This window comes from Vibrio antiquarius, from assembly GCF_000024825.1.
Classification (GTDB): domain Bacteria; phylum Pseudomonadota; class Gammaproteobacteria; order Enterobacterales; family Vibrionaceae; genus Vibrio; species Vibrio diabolicus.
Map to the genome: position 1 here is coordinate 1,410,591 of NC_013457.1, position 19,008 is coordinate 1,429,598.

Consider the following 19,008-nt stretch of genomic DNA (forward strand, 5'->3'; position numbering starts at 1 on the left):
ATTGCTATTCGGGGACAATAAGAAGTGAAGGCGACTATATTCAAACTAAGTAGTAATAAAGGAAGGAATAGAGAATAAAAGCCACGGTTATGCCCCAAGTGAAGGTTGGGGCACGGTTTAAAGTTCGGTACAGACTTGGTTTCGGCCATTGGCTTTGGCGCGGTACAAGGCTTTGTCGGCGCGGTAGAAGGTTCGTTGGGTATTCTCTCCTTCTCGATGTAAGGTAATCCCGATCGATACGGTCAACCCCCGCTCGCCAAGAATATCGTCCCAACCATATTGATAAATGCGTTCGCGGTAATTCTCGGCATGCATTTCTGCCCGTTCTAGATTGCTATTCTCTAGAATGACAAGAAACTCTTCACCGCCAAAGCGAACGCAAGAAGCGCCTTTAAATTTGAAGTATCCTGCTAATTCTTGAGACACACGTTTAATCGCTTTGTCTCCAACAAGGTGACTGAGCTCGTCATTGATGGACTTAAAGTGGTCAATATCGATGACCATCAACGCAAATTCAGTATCGTGCAAAAGCAGGTCTTTGAGTTTGACTTCTAACCAACGTCGGTTGTGCAAAGAGGTCAGCGGGTCAGTAAAGACATCTTGCTGTAGTTGGGCGACCGTATTCTTATGTTGTTTGGTGGTTTCCTTGAGTTCTTTGTTTTCAAGTTCTGACAAAATGAGTTTGAGCTGTAGCTCAAAACGAGAAAGTCGACGTAATTGAGTGGAACCCAATTCACCAATTGGAATGTGTTTGACAAGGTCAGATTCAATGCGAAACGCTTTTTTTTCACAGTTTAATGCTTTCTGAAATAACCCTTGAGAAGCGTAAACTTGACTCATCGCGTTGTAAAAATGCTGAGCGACAAGAGGAGAAGAGTGCTTCTGAATTCGTTTACCGATAGAGTCCAACACTAAGTTGGCTAAAGAGATGTGTCCGACACCGTTTAGACAATATGCGGTCTCGATTTTGACCATTGTGGACAACCAGTACGTGGTAGCACTGCCCGTCGTATACTGAACATTCGAGATAGCAAGCAATGCGTTAGGGTAATCCTCTTGCAAACGATGCAGTTTGGCTCGGTAGAGATGAATTTGCGCAGCAAGGTTTTTATCACTGACGAGGATACTTAGCTCTTCACACTCACTCAATAATTCTTGTGCATCTGCGGTACGGTTCAAACTGATGTAACAAGCAAGCATGTAAAGCTTGTAGCGCAGACGTAGGGAGCGACTGCTAATGGCGTGATCGATCGCATCGATTTTTTGGTAATAACGCAAAGCACGATGGTGATCCCCATAGGCATCGCACAAATTGCCCATTCCAATAATAGCCAGTACGTACTCATCAATATAGCCATATTCGACGGCGATATTCGTTGCAGCAACATACTCGGTTAATGCTGCGTTGTAGTCACCTACTTCTACTAAACGATCACTCAAGCTTGCTTTTACAGACAGAATATCTTCTACATCGTCGGGTAAAACGAGCAACTCAAGGGCTTGTCGTAGTTCTTCGATGCTGTCGTTGAGCTGTTTAATTTCTCGTCGATACTCGGCACTAATGATATAGCAATGTGCTTTTTCTCGGTTCGTGGATGCAATATGTAACCCGATGTGCTCCCACAGCGTAATCGCTTCTTCACCAGAGACGGAAGAAGGATCGATGCCTGCGTCAGTAACCTTGCTAAGCAGTTGTTCCATGCTTCATTACCTCAATATAGCTTTCTTCGAGTTGCTCTAAAGTGAATGGGAAGGTCAGGATATCTTGCAAATACAGTATCGGTTTGGGACCTTTCAGCCCGCGACGTTTCCATGGATAGATGTCTAACATTGCCTGAACCGTACGATAGACATCTTCTGCTGCTTGACCTTTCTCTGCAATTAACATAGCTAGTCTGTCACTGGAAATTCGTGAGATGAGATCACTTGAGGTCGTCAATGCATGAACTAGCTCAGTACAAACATCTAGAAATTCGGGGTTTGCATGCTGAATCATAATGATCGCGTGGTTGGAGCGTTTGAGCTCTGTTTTAAACAGAACTAACTGTTCCCACCAGTAGGTCTCGGACACAACATTAGAAAACTGTTTTTCAGGGTCATACTCATGTTGAGAACGGATTCGATTAATCAGCTTACGCGCTCGTTGCTCTAGCTGGCGTTTGGAGCCGCGTGCTTTATCCATACTGACTCGATGAGTCTGTTCTTTGAGCATTTTAAGTGCATGTTTACGGTATTTTTTAAACGCGTTAAACGCTGATTCAAAATCACCTTGCTCTTCAGCGACTCGAGATTGCTGAAAGCAGATCTGACTTAGTAGCTCGCCGTTGTCAAAACTAAGCGCGGACTCTTCTGCTGCGAGTAGTAACTTTGCTGCACTATCCGTATTTTTGCGCAAGAGTTCGAGCCTTGCGCGGCTAATAAACGAGTGTGCCTTCATCCAAATGAGATCATGTTCAATAGCGAGTTTATGGGCCTTTTGTGTGGCTTCTTCTGCGGCATCAAGGCGTTCTAGCCCAAGTAGCGCTAGGCCTTTAAAGTCCCAGATCTCGGCTTGCCATGTGCTGTCATCATGATCTTTTAGTACTTCGGTTGCACCATCCAGCACAGTTAGCATTTCGACAAACTTATTCAGTAAGTAATAGTCCCAAGCCAACAGGATACGAGCTTTGCCTTCCAACCAAGCAATACGGACGTTGTTTGCCACTTTAACGGCCAACTCATGAGTGGAAGCGGCAAGTTGATGCTCATGTGTGATGCGCCATACGTTGCCAAGCCCAATTAGAGATTCGATTTGAATTTCAATATCATCAACGAGGGCAGATTGTTCGAGTGCATTAATCCAATATTGTTGGGCTGAGTAATACTTTGCTTGTCCCCAATATTGGAGAGCAAATAAATGAAGAATTTCGGGCAGGTGGTCGTCGGTTTCAAGTTGGGTTTGCTTGCTGTAGGCGTCTTTGACTAGCTTTAAGCCTTGTCGGTAATCCATTAGGCACCAACAGCACTGCGCCATTATCAGCAATGCTCTGATTTCACCATCCACAAATAAAATTTGCTCCGCGCGGATACGGTATTGCTGCGCAATACTGAAGGTGTGTTCAGGGGCCGTTTTTATTTGGCCTTTAAGCTTTTTGAGCTCATCTTCTAGCTGAATTTGGTTTTTATCCAACGTTCACATCCATGACTATCGAACTGGAATTCACACCTAATATTAAGTGGTTAGATGCATGTTTTATTACCAAAACGATGCGGATAACGCTTTGGTAAACGATTAGGTGCCGTAATGTATACTGTCACAGCCCCTAATTACTACATCTAAATGCCAATAGTTACGATAGGAGCTGTTTGATGGTCAACGGAGCATCAGTGACTTCTAGCCTTTGTGCGGCGGTAAGACCCTGCTTATCCTGATAGCACAAATTATGCCAAGCTCTGAATATATCTAAAAGAGGTAAAATTCCAGCAGGTCGTAATTTGCGACGTGGCTCGTTAATGAAGCTTTCGAAAAGGATCTGGAAGCGATTTTGATAGAACTGCACATGGCGAGTTGTTGCAACGTTAAACCATTTCTCGGGCTCATTTCTATCACCTGCAAGGTAGCAAATGCCTTTATGGCTTTCGTCTTGAGTGGAGATCGCCCAGCGATCTCGCCACCAGCTCATATAGGCGATATCGACCTTGCCAAAAGGTGTGCTCATGTCCCAATTTGCATCTTCTTCTACGTACATCAAGTCGACATTTTTCTCTTTAATTCGAGACAAACAAACGCTCAGTGCTGCCGAACGTAGCAGGGGATCTTGAGGCATATATAGAGATACACGTTTGTTGGGGCAACACATATCAAGTACATGCAAGTAATGAGCGTATGATGTGTAAGGCGGACGAACTAATGCACCTTTAGATGGGTAATGGAATACGGAAAGATTACCAAGAGGATCTTCCACGTTACCGCGAGCCAAAATGGTTTGGTATTTTTGGTCAATACGCTCACGCAGGAGGTTCGAAGGTTCCGCTGGCGGTTCACTTGCTTCCGCAGTGTACTCTTGGGAAACAAAACGAGAGACCTCGTCGTACGGGTTATGGTCTAGCGTGGCGATTGGCTCTTCATCAGCAGAATAGTTCACATGTTGACAAAGAATATAGCCTGAGTGGGCTTCACCAGAAACAATCCAGTAGACACCATTATTGCTGTTTGGCTGCAATGCAACATAGTTTGAGGCCAATTCATAGTGCGTTGCGTGGTTTACCCAACGAGCATCAATAGTGGCTAATTTACGGCGACAGCGACTCGCAATATGATCAACATGGTCGTAAAAGGTTTTCGGGTTGATACTGAGTTTTCGGCAGATCTCGCGTACAGAGTAACCAGTAAACAATAAGCCCATTAAATTCTCTTGGAATTGTAGCTTTTTGTTCGCGCCTGACCATTTATCAACAAAGGTACTTTGACACGCTTTACAACGGTAACGTTGACGATCACCACTGTAACCGAAAGCGTGGTAGAGGTGTTTATGTGTGTGGACGGATAGTCCAAAGTTCTCGCAATCATCATTGCGGCACGCAGGCAACCCGTCACTGTGGACGTGTCGCAGGCGATGAAGTTCGTTCACGACATCGCGATTGTTAAGTAAGGGGGGGAAAGCTCCACATTCACGGCATACCATCGCCGGACGTTTAGGGTTAGCATGTTGCAGAACGTAACGCTTTGCATCACTCAATCCAAAGTTGTCACACGCCAATGTTTTACAAAAGTTGAGTTGTAACCCATCTGCGTCTTTTGGCAGTTCGCCGTTAGACACAATCGCCCCCTCGGGATAATTCGGGCAGCCAGCAATAACTCTGGCTGCAAATTATTACTTACTACTTGTTCTTAGATGTTGATTGCGGTTTCTAGCGCAACTTTCATCATGTCGTTGAACGACTTTTGACGCTCTTCTGAGCTTAGTTTTTCGCCACGGATGATGTGGTCAGAAACCGTTAGGATCGTTAACGCCTTCGCACCTAGGTCTGCAGCAACACCGTAGATACCAGCCGCTTCCATGTCTACACCTAGGATGCCTAGTTTTTCCATCTTCTCGAAGATGTCAGCTTCTGGTGTGTAGAACAGGTCTGCAGAGAATACGTTACCAACTTTCACTGGTACTTGTTGAGCACGCGCTTGGTTTACCGCTTCTTCTAGAAGGCCGTAGTCAGCGATTGCAGCGAAGTCGTGGTTGTTGAAACGGATACGGTTTACTTTAGAGTCTGTAGAAGCACCCATACCGATAACAACGTCCATTAGGTTAACGTCGTCACGTACCGCACCACAGCTACCTACACGGATTACGTTTTTCACGCCGTATTCTGCGATTAGCTCGTGTACGTAGATACAGCAAGAAGGGATACCCATGCCGTGACCCATAACAGACACTTTTTTGCCTTTGTAAGTGCCAGTAAAGCCGAACATGTTACGAACGTCACAAACTTGCTTCACATCTTCAAGAAACGTTTCTGCGATGTATTTAGCACGTAAAGGGTCGCCTGGCATTAGAACCGTTTCAGCGAAATCACCTGGTTGTGCATTGATGTGTGGGGTTGCCATAAGTGCTCTCCAAAGTTTTGTTTTGATAAAACGCCTCTAGTATAGAACGCTATTACCAATTCTGTTGAACTTGTTCGTTTTCGTTGAAGCAATAATATCGGGACGTACAGTAGCCCCTTGAGAGCTTAGTCACAAAAACCACGCTTTTAGAAACCATGAACATCATTGATAACTAAATCTGTTGAAAGCAAAAGAGCAATCGATTCGCTTTTGAGCGATTTGTCGATTGCGCGCACAAAATGGACTCTGAGAACATCAAAAACTTTTGAGAAAGCGCTGATCGAAATGCTCTTGAGAAGAGTAAAACGATTAAATTGTACAATTTATTTTCTTGTACAATATGAAAAGCCTTGCTATAAGTTATACAACAAAACATTTTGTATAGGGATGCGTCATCATGGAATCTTCAATCAAAGTAGGTATCAGTTCTTGTGTTTTGGGTGAACGAGTTCGTTTTGACTCTGGTCATAAAGTCAGTAACTTTGTGACTAAAGAGCTCAGCCCATATTTTGACTTTGTTTCGGTATGCCCCGAAGTGGGTGTCGGAATGCCAGTGCCGCGACCAACAATTCGTTTGATTTCCGAAGAAGAGCGTGTAGCTCTAGTAGAAACTAAAAATCCAGAAAATGACCATACCGATAATATGCTTGCTTACTCTGCTAACAAAGTGGAGGAGCTACAAAGCGAGCAACTTTGTGGTTACATCGTCTGTGCCAAGTCTCCAACTTGCGGTATGGAGCGCGTCAAGGTTTATAGCAAAAATAACGCAGCGAAAGAAGGCGTCGGCTTGTACACACAAACGCTGATGAAAAAAATGCCTTGGTTGCCCGTCGAAGAGGATGGCCGACTCAACGATCCTGTATTAAAAGAAAACTTTATTACCCGAGTATTTTGCTTGAACGACTTTTATGACTCGATGGACGGAGAGCCAACTCGAGGCAAAGTTATCGATTTTCATTCGCGCTATAAGTTGACCTTGATGGCGCATCACCCTGAGTCATACCGCTCTCTTGGTCGTTTAGTTGCCGATGTCGCTAGCTATGAAATCGAAGAATTCTATCAAGAGTATCGCTTAGGTCTTATGAAGGCACTTGCGAATCGTGCTAGCCGAAAAAACAACACTAACGTACTAATGCATTTACAAGGGTATTTTAAGCGCGCTTTAACTAAAGACGAAAAAGAAGAATTAGCAACAGTAATTCATGACTACCGCACTGGTACATTGCCATTGTTAGCACCGTTGACATTGATTAAGCACTACTTAAACACTTACCCAGATGAGTATTTAGCAAAACAGAAGTTTTTAGAACCGTATCCGCAGGAGATGAGATTACGCTATGGTTTGTAGTTCAGAAGAAAAACTATACGCGATCCGAGACGTCGCAGAAATCACGGGTGTAAAGCCAGTTACGCTGAGAGCTTGGCAGAGAAGATACAATTTGATCCAGCCTCAGCGAACAGAAAAAGGGCACAGACTTTATCGACAGCAAGATCTCGATACGATTCGTGAAGTCCAGAGTTGGCTCGCGAAGGGGATTGCAATCGGTAAAGTAAAGGGACTTTTGGGAAAAAGTGCTGACGTAGAAGTCAACAATGAAGTTCGTACTCTCGAAGAAGTAGAAACCATGTTATCAGCACTTTCGAAACTGAATCGAGGCAAAGCGGAGAGCTTACTTGCTTCTGTTCTCAAAGAGTATCCATTGAATTTGGTTATTGAACAGTTTATTGACCCTGTATTTGACGCGCTGGAGATGGTCAAAGGATCGCTGAGATCGTTGCAGATGGGGTTATTTCAAACTTGTTTGATTACTCGTCTTGCCCTTGTTATCGACTCTGAAAACAAAGCCGCTTCCAAAGGGAAGTGCTTGCTTATCAGCTTTGAACAACATAGGGAAGCAGAGAGCTGGATTCAAGCGGCGAAGTTGTGTGAGCAAGGGTATCACACGACGTTGATCGACAAAGTTGATGATGTCTCTGGTTTACTGGAGCACGAAGTTGTTGATAGCTACTCGCTCATTTACCTGTTTTCCAATAAAGCGCTGGCAGCTAAGCAAGTGGAGTCCATCAAAATGCTTCAAACACGTTTTGGCGAACGTATTGGATGTTCTGAAGTGATTGAGAAACTGTACCTAACAGAGTAGACGAAACGAAGGAGACACCATGATCTTAGTATGGTTTCGACGTGATTTACGAACGTTAGACCACACCGCACTTAAAGCGGCGTTAGATTCAGGTCAGCCTGTTGTCGCTTGTTTTATCGCGACGCCAGAGCAGTGGCGAGAACACCACATGGCGCCGATGCAGGCGGATCTCATTGCTCGTCGTTTAGAGTATCTCAACGACGAGTTGGAAAGCCTGAATGTTCCTTTTTTATACAAAGAGGTGCCGTCGTTTTCTGATTGTACCGAAGTGATTAGTGAATGGGCGAAAACACTTGAAGCAACGTCTGTTATGGCGAATATTCACTATGAAGTGAATGAACGAGAGCTCGATGCACAAGTGAGTGAGGCGCTAGCTTCCCATGATATCGACTTTGAACTGTTCCACGACAAATGTGTGCACCCACCAACGACGGTTCTCAATAAGCAAGGTGAGTATTTTAAGGTATTTACACCATTCAAACGTGCTTGGTTGACGCAGTTTCAAATGCCAGCGGTAACAAAGCCTCAAGAACAAGCGCCGCTAAGCAGCAAACTATTGGAACAATTAGAGCCGATTCGATTTAGTTCAGACTTCACGTTTAGCTATCCCCGAGAGTCCAGCGAGGATTGGTTTGCTTCGACCAATGATGTTTTAAAGCAGCTTAGGGAATTTGCTCGTGAGCGCAGTGATGCTTACAAGGAAGAGCGAGATTTTCCGGCTATTGATGGCACCAGTCAACTGTCTCCCTATCTTGCGATTGGTGCATTGTCACCAAGGCAATGTATTGCTCGCTTGTATGCTGAAAACCAACAAAATGACCTAACAGAAGGAAAAGCAACTTGGTTGAGTGAGATCATTTGGCGTGAGTTTTATCAGCATCTGTTGGTTTTCGAACCAAAGCTCGTTAAAGGCAAAGGCTTTATCGACTGGGAGGATAAAATTCAGTGGTCTTATGATGAGCAGGCTTTTGAGCGATGGAAGGCTGGAGCGACAGGGTACCCGATCGTCGATGCAGCAATGCGTCAGCTCAACCAAACAGGCTGGATGCATAACAGGCTTCGTATGGTTGTCGCGAGCTTTCTCACCAAGGATTTACACATTGACTGGCGTTGGGGCGAAGCGTACTTCATGAGTAAGCTGGTGGACGGCGATTTCGCAGCAAACAATGGTGGTTGGCAGTGGTCTGCATCGACGGGTTGTGATGGGCAGCCGTACTTCCGTATTTTCAACCCGATAAGCCAAGGTGAGAAGTTTGATTCTGATGGCCAATTCGTGCGCCACTGGGTGCCTGAAATCAAAAGTGTGCCAAACAAATACATCCATAAACCTTGGACTTGGGAGGGATTTTCTTTACTGGAATATCACAAGCCGATGGTTGATCACAAGACAGAAAGAGAGATAACCTTACGGCTCTTTAAAAGTGCCAAGGAATAAAGTGAAATGCTTAGCAAAAAGCGATCAATGAGTTTCGCAAAACGTACGCTGTTATCTGTATCGTTATCTTTAGCGAGTGGTTTGTCATTCGCTAAAATGTACGAGCTACCAGAGGATGGCAGTCGTTTAATTGGTCGCCTTGAAAACCACGTCGTGCAAGAAGGCGAAACCATGGCAAATATTGCCAAGCACTACGATGTCGGGATGCTAGGTTTAATGGCGGCAAATAAAGGCGTGGATCCCTTCTTGCCAGAAGAGGGACACGTTCTTACTATTCCAACACAACTGATCCTCCCAGATGTACCCCACAAAGGCATTGTCATTAATTTAGCGGAGTTGCGCTTATACTACTTCCCGAAAGGAGAAGATATTGTGCATGTATTCCCCGTGGGAATCGGGCGAATTGGGCGAGACACCCCGGTGATGACAACGCGTATTAGCCAAAAACGTCCAAACCCTACGTGGACGCCGCCAGCCTCGATTCGTGCCGAGTACAAAGCGAAGGGCATTGACTTGCCAACCGTTGTACCTGCTGGTCCAGACAACCCACTTGGGATGTTTGCATTGCGTTTAGCCTACGGAAATGGCGAGTACCTTATTCACGGTACCAACAAAGATTTCGGCATCGGTATGCGAGTCAGCGCGGGTTGCATTCGTATGGACCCAAGCGACATTGAATGGTTGTTTGAAAAAGTTCGTAACGGTGAAGAAGTGAATATCATTAACCAACCAGTGAAAGTATCACTAGAGCCGGACAGAAGTGTATTTTTAGAGGCACATGAGCCATTGACTCGCAGCAATGGTGAGAAAGATCACCTACAGGTACCAAAAGAGTTAAAGTGGTGGCTGGATGAGTTCGGACTGAAAAATGTGAAGGCTAAAGCAGCGATTGCCGCACAGAATGGGGTTCCTGTCGAAATAACCGCGCCTTAACAGGCGTTAAGACGCGGTATCAAATCTTACTTAGTGTAAGACTGAGCGATGTTATCGATACGCTCGTTAGCACGCTCAGCTTCTTCTTGAGCAGCCATTGCTGCTGCACCTGATTTTTGAACGTCAGATTGAAGAGCTTGTACGTCTTGGCTTAGTTGGCTAACTTGGTTGCTTAGTTCGTCTAGTTTTGCTGCATTTGCTGTTGCTGCGTCATCAGAAGAAGCACAACCTGCTAGTAGAAGTACTGAAGTTGCTGCAGCTGCGATCAACGTTTTGTTCATATAAGAACTCCTTGCTTATAGTGAAAGTCTCGCTACCAACTATTATTTTATACAGTAGCGAGGTTAAATGTGGATACATTTTATCAGTACATGATGTAGCAAAAGTCAAAAAAACCCAAGAATTTCATGGAGTACCTGACGTCAACTTTTACCTGAGCTTAACAAAGGTGAGTGAATTATCATCTCCCTTATTCCCACAACAGTTCTCATAGCAGGTGTTTTTGCCACGTTCCTGATATCAATAATTTAGACGATATTGACACAAATGAAAGTTTCTCGGCGCAAATAACTGCCATTTACGCAGTTTTATTGGAGAACGAGAGGCGCACCTTGAGCTTGCTTTTCTCTAAATCTTAAGCAAAGCAGCTGACCAATAAAGCGAGGGTTTGTTCTTAATTGAGCCGCAAATGATGTTTTGTTTTCATCCGTGGGAATTAGTTTGTGTGATCTCTATCTATACTCCTATGATTTGCGGTATTATACCGAGCTTTATTTTTTTGCTGCGTTAGAGCGGAAACGACATTACAGAGCGCTCAGACGCTGACTGATTTATTGGAGAATACTTTGCAATTTAAAGATCTAGGCCTAGACAACCGATTGTTGAAGAACCTAAAACACTACGATTTTAAAAAACCAACTGACATTCAAAAGCAGGCTATTCCTGTTGCGATTGCAGGCAAGGATTTATTGGCATCTTCGAAAACGGGTTCGGGCAAGACTTTGGCGTTTGTATTACCAATGCTTCACAAGTCTTTAAAGACAAAATCGTTTTCTGCCAAAGACCCTCGCGCAGTTATTCTTGCTCCCACTCGTGAGCTAGCGAAACAAGTGTATGGTGAGCTTCGCTCTATGCTTGCTGGCCTATCTTATGAAGCTGCATTGATTTTGGGTGGTGAGAACTTTAATGATCAAGTGAAAGCACTGCGCCGTTACCCGAAATTCATCGTGGCGACACCAGGACGTCTGGCTGACCACTTAGAGCACCGCTCGCTTTACCTTGAAGGTTTGGAAACGCTGATCCTTGATGAAGCAGACCGTATGTTGGATTTAGGCTTTGCACCAGAGCTTCGTCGTATCCATAAAGCAGCTAAGCATCGTCGCCGTCAAACATTAATGTTCTCTGCAACGTTGGATCACGCAGACGTAAATGACATTGCGGCTGAAATGCTCAATTCTCCGAAACGTATTGCTATCGGTGTTTCTAACGAAGAACACAAAGATATCACGCAAAAATTCTACTTGTGTGATCATCTTGATCATAAAGAGGCGATTCTAGATCGCGTACTTTCAGAAGCAGAATATCGTCAAGTTATCATCTTCACGGCGACGCGCGATGATACTGAGCGCCTAACAGCGAAGCTAAACGAGAAGAAACTGAAGGCCGTTGCATTGAGTGGTAACTTGAACCAGACTCAACGCAATACGATCATGAGCCAGTTTGAGCGAGCGGTATTCAAGATCCTAGTGACAACAGATGTTGCTTCTCGTGGCTTGGATATTGCGACAGTGACACACGTCATTAACTTCGATATGCCAAAGCATACTGAAGAATATGTACACCGTGTTGGCCGTACGGGCCGTGCTGGTAACAAGGGTGATGCGATTTCTCTTGTTGGTCCAAAAGACTGGGATAGCTTTAAACGTGTAGAAGCTTACCTACAACAAGATCTTGAGTTTTCAGTATTCGAAGATCTGAAAGGTAAGTTCAAAGGCCTGAAGCCACCTAAGCCAGATTTCCGTAACAAGAAAGCGACAGCGAAGAAATCACGCCCTCAAGCGAAGAAGTCGGCTAAGAAACCTGTTAAACGTGACAAGAGTTTCTACAAAAACGTATCAGTGGGTGATGATGTGTTCATCCCGAAGAAAAAGCCAGCGGCACCAAACTCTGAAGAGTAAAAGTCGCTCCAGTTTTCAACTGATTTTAGTTTTTCAAAACCCGAGTGTTCGCACTCGGGTTTTTTTATGCTTATCTCCAGGCGAAATGATGTCTTTCTATACTAACGTGTTTGCTAGGCTTTTATATTTATCTGGTTTTATATAAACAGCATAGATCGCTAATTTAGAGAGATATTAAGTTTTATCACCTCGGTCCAAGCAAACGTTTTTCCTCACATACTAGATAAAAATTTCACATGATTATGAAAATGATAATTGATCTCATTTTTATTTAAGGGCAAAATACGCGCCATTGTATTAATCCTATAAATGAATTCGCTCTCTATATGAAATTTACTCATGTTTTTTTAGGGCTCATAATTACCTCTAGTTCTTGCTTTGCCGTTAATGACTTTAATTGGTTGCGAGATGACGCTCGTAAAGATGAGCGAGTTCTTACCTACCTAACAGAGCAGAACCGTAAGACTGAACAGCATCAAAAAAAATATCAGACGTTGACGCAAGATCTGCTCGCGCAGTGGGAAGCCATGGTGGCAGATAAAGGTGATAAACCATGGTCGATCGTAAATGGACGCGAATGGACGTTAACGCGTCGTGACAGTGGTTATGTGTTGCTATCACGTTCGAACCAGTATGCACAAGAGAACACAGTATTTGATTTCTCTGAACGTCAATCTGCATATCCGTATTATCAAGTAGGGCAGTGGCAAGTAAGCGGAGACACTTTGCTTTTCACTGAAGATATTGATGGCAGCGAGCAATATCGCGCCGTGGTTGTTGATTTACTCTCTGGCCAATCTACGGAGCTGGCAACGCACGTCGATAGCGGTGTATTGCTTTCACCTGATGGTAAGATGGCTTACCTCGTTTCGAAGGAAATGCGTACACAGCGACCTCATCAGATCCTACGCATCTCCACTGAATCTTCGGCTAAAACCGTTGTATGGCACGAATACAAATCAGATTGGTTACTTTCTTTCTACCGTGCGGCAGATAGCCGTTACGTGGTGCTGCAAAGCAACAACGAGTCAACCACAGAGCAGAAGCTTGTTGATCTAGAAACGGGCACCGTAAGCGATTCACTGAGAGTGCCGGAAGCGGGCGTGGAATATTACGCGGATGTGGCGAAAGGGCGCGTTTACGTCAACAGCAATCTTGAAGGTACATTTGCACTTTATCAAACCGATCTAGCACCTCTTAGCGCAACATGGCAACGCTTTACTACCCTTCGTGAACCGCTTGACCAGTTCTACCTTTATGATGCAGGAGTTGTGGCACTCAGTAAGCCGAACAACGTAGCGACATTGACGGTGTATTCATACCAAGGTCAGGAAAAAGTGATACTGCCATTGGAACAGGATGGCAATGTCGCTTGGTTGAGCACGTTGGGCGATTTTGAATCAAACAAGATTCGTATACGAAGCATGTCGATGACTACGCCTCCTCAGTGGGAAGAGTTCGATGTAAAAACGCTGACTAAAACCTTGTATTCTCAAGATGCTTACCAAGATTTTGATAGTCAACGTTATGTCTCCCAACGCATTTTTATCAAGCACGATGGTGTTTCTGTCCCGGTCTCTTTAGCGTATCGCAAAGACAAATTACACGCGCAATCACCTGTGATGATTTACGGCTATGGCGCATATGGTTTTACGATGAAACCGTACTTTATGCCTCAAGTCATAAGCTTGCTCGACCAAGGCGTGATTTACGCTATCGCCCATGTTCGCGGCGGTGGGTACTTTGGCGATGAGTGGCACGAGCAGGGCCGTGGTGTGCGCAAAGCCAATTCTATTGGTGATTTTGTCGCGGCCGCTAAGGCGATGCAAACGTTTGAACGCGGCAATAGAGAGATTTTTGCCATCGGTTCAAGTGCTGGTGGCACGTTGGTCGCGGGAGCGGTTAATCAAGACCCTAAATTGTTTTCAGGTGTCGTGCTTAAAGTACCTTTTGTTGATGTGGTAGCAAGTATGTCGGACACCTCACTTCCGCTGACCACACAGCAGTATGGCGAATGGGGTAACCCAACCAAATCTGAGCAACTGGCGCTAATGAAAGCGTACGATCCAATTCTCAACATTCATAAAGACGCTTACCCACCCATGCTGGTTCAAGTCGGTTTGATCGATCAGCGCGTGCCTTACTGGGAAGGTGCCAAGTATCTCGCCAAGGTTTCCGCGCTAAGTGAGCGCGACGGGCCGTACTTGTTGCAGACCGATTTTAATTCGGGCCACCAAATGGACCCACGACAAGCGCAAGAACAACAAGCAAAAGAATACGCCTTTCTTTTATCACTAATTAAAACATCTAAAGCGGAGCAGTAAATGAAGCTTACCCCAGTGTCAGCGGCAGTACTTTCGGTACTAGCTGCCAGCCAAGTGCACGCCAAATCTGACGTTTTCTCTATGGAAGAGGTCGTGGTGACGGCGAATCGGATTGAACAACCAATGTCTGAACTAGCAGGCAGCGTCGCAGTTGTCACTAGCGAAGAGATTGAACAAAAGGGCGAAACAGAGCTTTATGATGCGCTGCGTCATGAACCTGGGGTAAGTGTGTCGGGTGGCGCTGGGCGTCCACAAAACATCACGATTCGAGGCATGACGGGTAACCGCATTATGATCATTCGTGACGGCATTCGCTCAGCAGACGGTTTTGGTGCGAATGACAGCAATGACAAAGTGGGCCGCGATACGTTTGATCTTTCTAATTTGGAATCATTAGAAGTAGTGAAAGGGGCGAGCTCCTCAGTCTTAGGTTCTGGTGCTATCGGTGGCGCTGTGATTCTAAAATCCAAACAGCCGGGCGAGTTTTTAAAAGATCGTGACTTTTATGTTGATGCCACGGGCACGTACACGGGGATCAGCAATAAATACAAAGGCGCGAGCAATCTGGCATTTCGTTCTGGCGACACGGAAAGCTTAGTCAACGCGGCGTATTGGCAAGGTGAAGAGACGCGTAACTTCAGCCAAGATTTGTACAACCGCGATTTGGATGGTTACAGCGCGTCATACGCCATCAATCATTTCCTCAATGATGAAGTGATGGTCAAAGCGCGTGCCGAACTTTATCGGCAAGACCAACAACGCCTGGAAGGTTCGCCATCTATACAGAAGGATGGCAAATGGCATATCGAAGACTTCGCAGAAGATGAATCGACAAAAGAGTACAGCGCTTACATTGGTGCAGAGGTTACACCGATTAATCCAACTTGGTTCGAAGAGTTAGATACAAAGGTCTACTGGCGCCACACCGAAGTGGTGGAAGACACGAATCGTTTAATGAGACAAGTTGACCACAATGGTTTGACTGTTAGACGTCGCGAGCTAGAACACAAAACCTTCATTGACGAAACAATTGGCTTCCGTGGTGATTTCACCAATACGATTTATGCTGCAAATGCTGAGCACCAATTGGCTTACGGTATCGAACTTTCTACTGACTATTATGAACGCACAGATAGCGATTCCAAGATTGATTGGAACGGGGTAACGCCTTCGACCAAACAACCTTTCGCTCCTGCTCGCGCTTATAACATTGGTCTGTACGTTCGAGACATGGTGGAGCTGGATAAATGGACCATTACAGGCGGCCTGCGCTTTGATGCGCATCGTCTAACACCGGACGGTGAGGGTGAAGTGGGCGGTTTCCCATTAAAAGACATGGATAGCTCAGAGGTATCTCCAAGCCTATCGATTTCTCGTGAAGTGTTTGCCAATAACATCGCTTATGTATCTTATAACCACGGTTATCGTGCTCCGGAATACGACAAAGCGTATGGCTTCGTAAACCATGACTTTGTGCCGCTAACGCCGTTTGTCATTGCACCGAACATGGACCTAGAGGCTGAAACTTCGGACTCGTTTGAAATCGGTAACAAATTCGATAATGGCCGCGCGCAACTTTACGTTTCTGCGTTTTACAACAAGTTCCAGAACTTCATCGATGTTGTTACCACAGGGCAAGATAACTTCGGTAACTACATCAAGCAATACCAAAACTTACACGGCGTTGAAACCTACGGCGCGGAGCTTTCTGCCGCGTATGCTTTCACATCGTCTTGGAAGCTAAGTACCAAGCTTGGTTATGTTGACGGAAAGGATGCCGAAGGCGAGTACGTTCGTAGCATCACACCTTTCGAGGGCAATGTTGGGCTGAACTATCAGCAGCAAGACTTTAATGCGTTCGCGACGTGGAACTGGGCTGGTTCGATGGATCGTGTGCCGAGTTGCCAAACGTCACTTGGACAAAAGACCGAGTGCGCACAAACAGATTCATGGAACACGTTCGATTTGGGGGCAAGTTACCAAATCACCAAAGATTTTCGTTTGAGTGCGACCATCATCAACCTGTTCGACAAAGAATACATTCGCTACCAAGACATTGCTGGCATAGCAGATGAGAGCAAACGCTACTCAACGGAACCAGGTCGTTACTTTACGGTTAACGCGAAATACGTCTTTTAGTAGGAGCCCTGCATGAAACTCAAACTTTTAGCGCTTTCTCTTGCGTTGGCAGGCGTTCAAGTGACGAACGCTGCCGAGTGGGATTACCCTAGCGCGGCTATTACGGTCACGAACCAAGCCGAAGCGCTGCGCTACTTACAAGCCAATTACGCTAGCGCTGGCGAACTTAAGTTTCGCTATCAAACTCGTTCTCAGCTCGGAGATCATTACAACTTTGATGTGTGGGTCGATGGGCAGTATCAACCGCAACGCACCATTGTGCTGTCGACTAACCAAGACAGTCAAGTTGAGCGTATTTTCAAAAGCCTTGAAGATACGGTGATTCGTAATGGTGAGGCGATGCCAGCCGGAGAACTGGAACTGCCTGTTCGCTTGGAAGTGACCGAGCCGCCAGCATTGAGCTCTGGTGAGTTAGTAACGGTTCCCGTCTCACTCTTTGATCCTGATTTACGTACAATGCAACAACAAGCTGCGCCTGATTCTGCTTGGAATTCGTTAGAGGATTATCCGCAGCCACTTCAATATGTTGAGAAGCAGATTCAAGTTTTGCAGTCTGGTGGCAAGTTCTACCTAGCCAACGAGCGCGTTAAACAGGTGGATGCACTTGCATTACTGTCTTCACCTGCGGTAGGTGCGGAGCCTGTGCGTGATACAAGCAGTATTTTGCCGCCTGAGGGGGTTCAATCTTTTGCGGATGTAAAAGCGATGCAAAGCGCTCAACTTGGCGACAATGCCTTTTTGCAGTTGATGGCGTTTTACCATCTTGACAGCTCACTGCAGTACTTATCGAGCTTGAGCTATGACTTATTTGAAGAGCCGCTTCGTTTTGATGGACGTGGTTTAGCACTCGACAACTCTTCTTACTACATAGGTTCGCGTGCGCTGATGTTAGGTGTTGGCGGAGTATCTCCAGATGCTGCAGATGCAGATGTGATTTTGCACGAGCTAGGACACGGGATTCACTATCAAATCGTTCCCGACTGGGCGTATGGCCATACTGGCGCGATTGGAGAAGGTGTTGGTGATTACTGGGCGGGCAGCGCGAGCTACCGAACACAGTATTTAGACGCAGCTCGCCGTGGCCAAGAATTCGAGTTAGATACGGTGTTCAACTGGGACGGTATGTTCGGAACACGCAAAACAACTCGTAGCTTATGGAACCAAAGAGCGCGTTACTTCGAGAGCTCAGAGTATCCAGCGCACGTTAGTGTGGGCGGTGAACTCGGCGATGAGCTGTGGTCAACGCCACTGTTCCAAGCGCTTAAAGCATCGGTTGAACGATACGGTGATGACACCGATAGCGTGTTCCGCGAGTTTGACGCCATTGTTCTTGAAGGCATGTATGGCATTGGTCGTGGCGTGAAAATGCATGATCTGGCAGAGTCCACCGTGTTTGCCGCAAGCACTTTGTTCCCAAATAAAGACTATGCCCAGTTCCTGACGGACAGCTTCAACAAACATAACTTGCTTAAAGCGCCTTTTCGCGTTCGCTATGACGCTCGATACATCGCACAAGGTCAAGACGTGGGAGTGAGCCTGAGCCAAACTGGCCGCGAAGCGAGCATCAAAGGGCAATGGCAGCTAAATAACGCATCCGTTTTCGACTTTGATGAAACGCTTTCTGACTCGACCTCAATGAAGGTGGCGTTACCAAGCGGTCTGACATGCGGCACGCAATTCGATTCCTCTATTTCATTGGATTACCAATTTGCTAAAGGCTTAAAGACTCACCAGTGGAGTGAAAAGGTGATGCTGGTTAATGGCACGCCAGAGCTCGATATCCAGCCTCAACCTGTGAACTCCGCTTTGCCGGAGCAGGGTGACAGATTGTTCTCTCAGACGCTATCGGACAAGTCACGCACGATTGATGATTCGTTTGCGGTTTACCTGAACATCGAACATGACTCACTGCAGGATCTGCAAGTGACGCTTGTGTCTCCACAAGGTAAATCGGTTGTGCTACTTAGCCATCAATCAAGCAATACCAATGGATTTAAAGGTTACTTCACCGCTCAGTATGACGAGGAGTTACAAGCACTTGTCGGTCAACCGAGTTGGGGTACTTGGCGTCTCGAAGTATCTGACCGCGTGTCAGGGAACTCTGGGGTGTTGAAAGAGTGGGGTGTGAGTCACTTTGCTCAGTATCAGTGTAGTGCTGATACCACTAAAGAAAGCAGTGGTGGTTCAGGTGGCAGTGGTTCGCTTTGGACCTTGGTAGGACTTTTCCTGCTTTCAATGGTGAGAGTGATTCGTTCTCGTTAATTAAAATCTAAAGAAG

Annotated in this window: 13 protein-coding genes; 8 read left to right on the plus strand and 5 right to left on the minus strand. The window is 45.7% G+C overall.

The annotated features are described in order from the left end of the window. Positions 1-117 precede the first annotated feature (117 nt). From VEA_RS21210 to deoD, 4 genes are all read right to left on the minus strand, one after another. Complete coding sequence (locus tag VEA_RS21210; RefSeq protein WP_006741935.1) at positions 118-1,701, minus strand: diguanylate cyclase; 1,584 nt, start codon at positions 1,699-1,701, stop codon at positions 118-120. After that, a complete protein-coding gene (locus tag VEA_RS21215) occupies positions 1,685-3,169 on the minus strand; it encodes a hypothetical protein (RefSeq protein ID WP_006741934.1) in 1,485 nt (494 codons plus the stop codon). Before VEA_RS21215 ends, VEA_RS21210 begins: the two co-directional genes overlap by 17 nt. A gap of 160 nt (positions 3,170-3,329) precedes the next feature. Beyond that, positions 3,330-4,799 carry a hypothetical protein gene (locus VEA_RS21220; RefSeq protein ID WP_005394913.1) on the minus strand — a complete coding sequence of 490 codons (1,470 nt, stop codon included), beginning with the start codon at positions 4,797-4,799 and terminating at the stop codon, positions 3,330-3,332. 71 nt (positions 4,800-4,870) lie between these two features. Further along, positions 4,871-5,581, minus strand: coding sequence for a purine-nucleoside phosphorylase (deoD, locus tag VEA_RS21225; RefSeq protein ID WP_005394915.1), 711 nt, complete (start codon positions 5,579-5,581; stop codon positions 4,871-4,873). A 397-nt stretch (positions 5,582-5,978) separates the two neighbouring features. Here deoD and VEA_RS21230 point away from each other — a divergent pair, with 397 nt between their 5' ends. From VEA_RS21230 to VEA_RS21245, 4 genes are read left to right on the plus strand one after another with little or no spacing between them, the layout of a single operon-like run. Continuing rightward, entirely contained in the window at positions 5,979-6,929 is a 951-nt protein-coding gene (locus VEA_RS21230; protein ID WP_006741932.1) for a YbgA family protein, read from the plus strand. Further along, on the plus strand, positions 6,919-7,722 hold the full coding sequence (locus VEA_RS21235) for a MerR family transcriptional regulator (RefSeq protein ID WP_006741931.1): 804 nt from the start codon (positions 6,919-6,921) through the stop codon (positions 7,720-7,722). The genes VEA_RS21230 and VEA_RS21235 overlap by 11 nt, the downstream gene beginning before the upstream one ends. A 19-nt stretch (positions 7,723-7,741) precedes the next feature. After that, positions 7,742-9,157: a deoxyribodipyrimidine photo-lyase gene (gene phrB, locus VEA_RS21240; RefSeq protein WP_006741930.1), complete on the plus strand. Its 1,416-nt coding sequence runs from the start codon at positions 7,742-7,744 to the stop codon at positions 9,155-9,157. 6 nt (positions 9,158-9,163) lie between these two features. Beyond that, complete coding sequence (locus VEA_RS21245) at positions 9,164-10,090, plus strand: L,D-transpeptidase family protein (RefSeq protein WP_005394922.1); 927 nt, start codon at positions 9,164-9,166, stop codon at positions 10,088-10,090. Positions 10,091-10,116: 26 nt separating this feature from the next. Here the strand turns inward: VEA_RS21245 and VEA_RS21250 are convergent, their stop codons facing one another. Beyond that, the gene (locus VEA_RS21250; RefSeq protein ID WP_005375145.1) at positions 10,117-10,371 is read right to left on the minus strand and encodes an Lpp/OprI family alanine-zipper lipoprotein; all 255 of its coding nucleotides are present in this window, start codon (positions 10,369-10,371) and stop codon (positions 10,117-10,119) included. Between the two features lie 552 nt (positions 10,372-10,923). Here VEA_RS21250 and VEA_RS21255 point away from each other — a divergent pair. From VEA_RS21255 to VEA_RS21270, 4 genes are all read left to right on the plus strand, one after another. After that, positions 10,924-12,267, plus strand: a complete 1,344-nt coding sequence (locus VEA_RS21255; RefSeq protein ID WP_081441255.1) for a DEAD/DEAH box helicase — start codon at positions 10,924-10,926, stop codon at positions 12,265-12,267. A gap of 326 nt (positions 12,268-12,593) precedes the next feature. Beyond that, positions 12,594-14,591 (plus strand): prolyl oligopeptidase family serine peptidase, encoded by a 1,998-nt coding sequence (locus VEA_RS21260; RefSeq protein WP_006741928.1) that lies wholly within the window; start codon positions 12,594-12,596, stop codon positions 14,589-14,591. Next, positions 14,592-16,730 carry a TonB-dependent hemoglobin/transferrin/lactoferrin family receptor gene (locus VEA_RS21265; RefSeq protein WP_006741927.1) on the plus strand — a complete coding sequence of 713 codons (2,139 nt, stop codon included), beginning with the start codon at positions 14,592-14,594 and terminating at the stop codon, positions 16,728-16,730. 12 nt (positions 16,731-16,742) lie between these two features. Next, the gene (locus VEA_RS21270) at positions 16,743-18,992 is read left to right on the plus strand and encodes a proprotein convertase P-domain-containing protein (RefSeq protein ID WP_006741926.1); all 2,250 of its coding nucleotides are present in this window, start codon (positions 16,743-16,745) and stop codon (positions 18,990-18,992) included. Positions 18,993-19,008 lie beyond the last annotated feature (16 nt).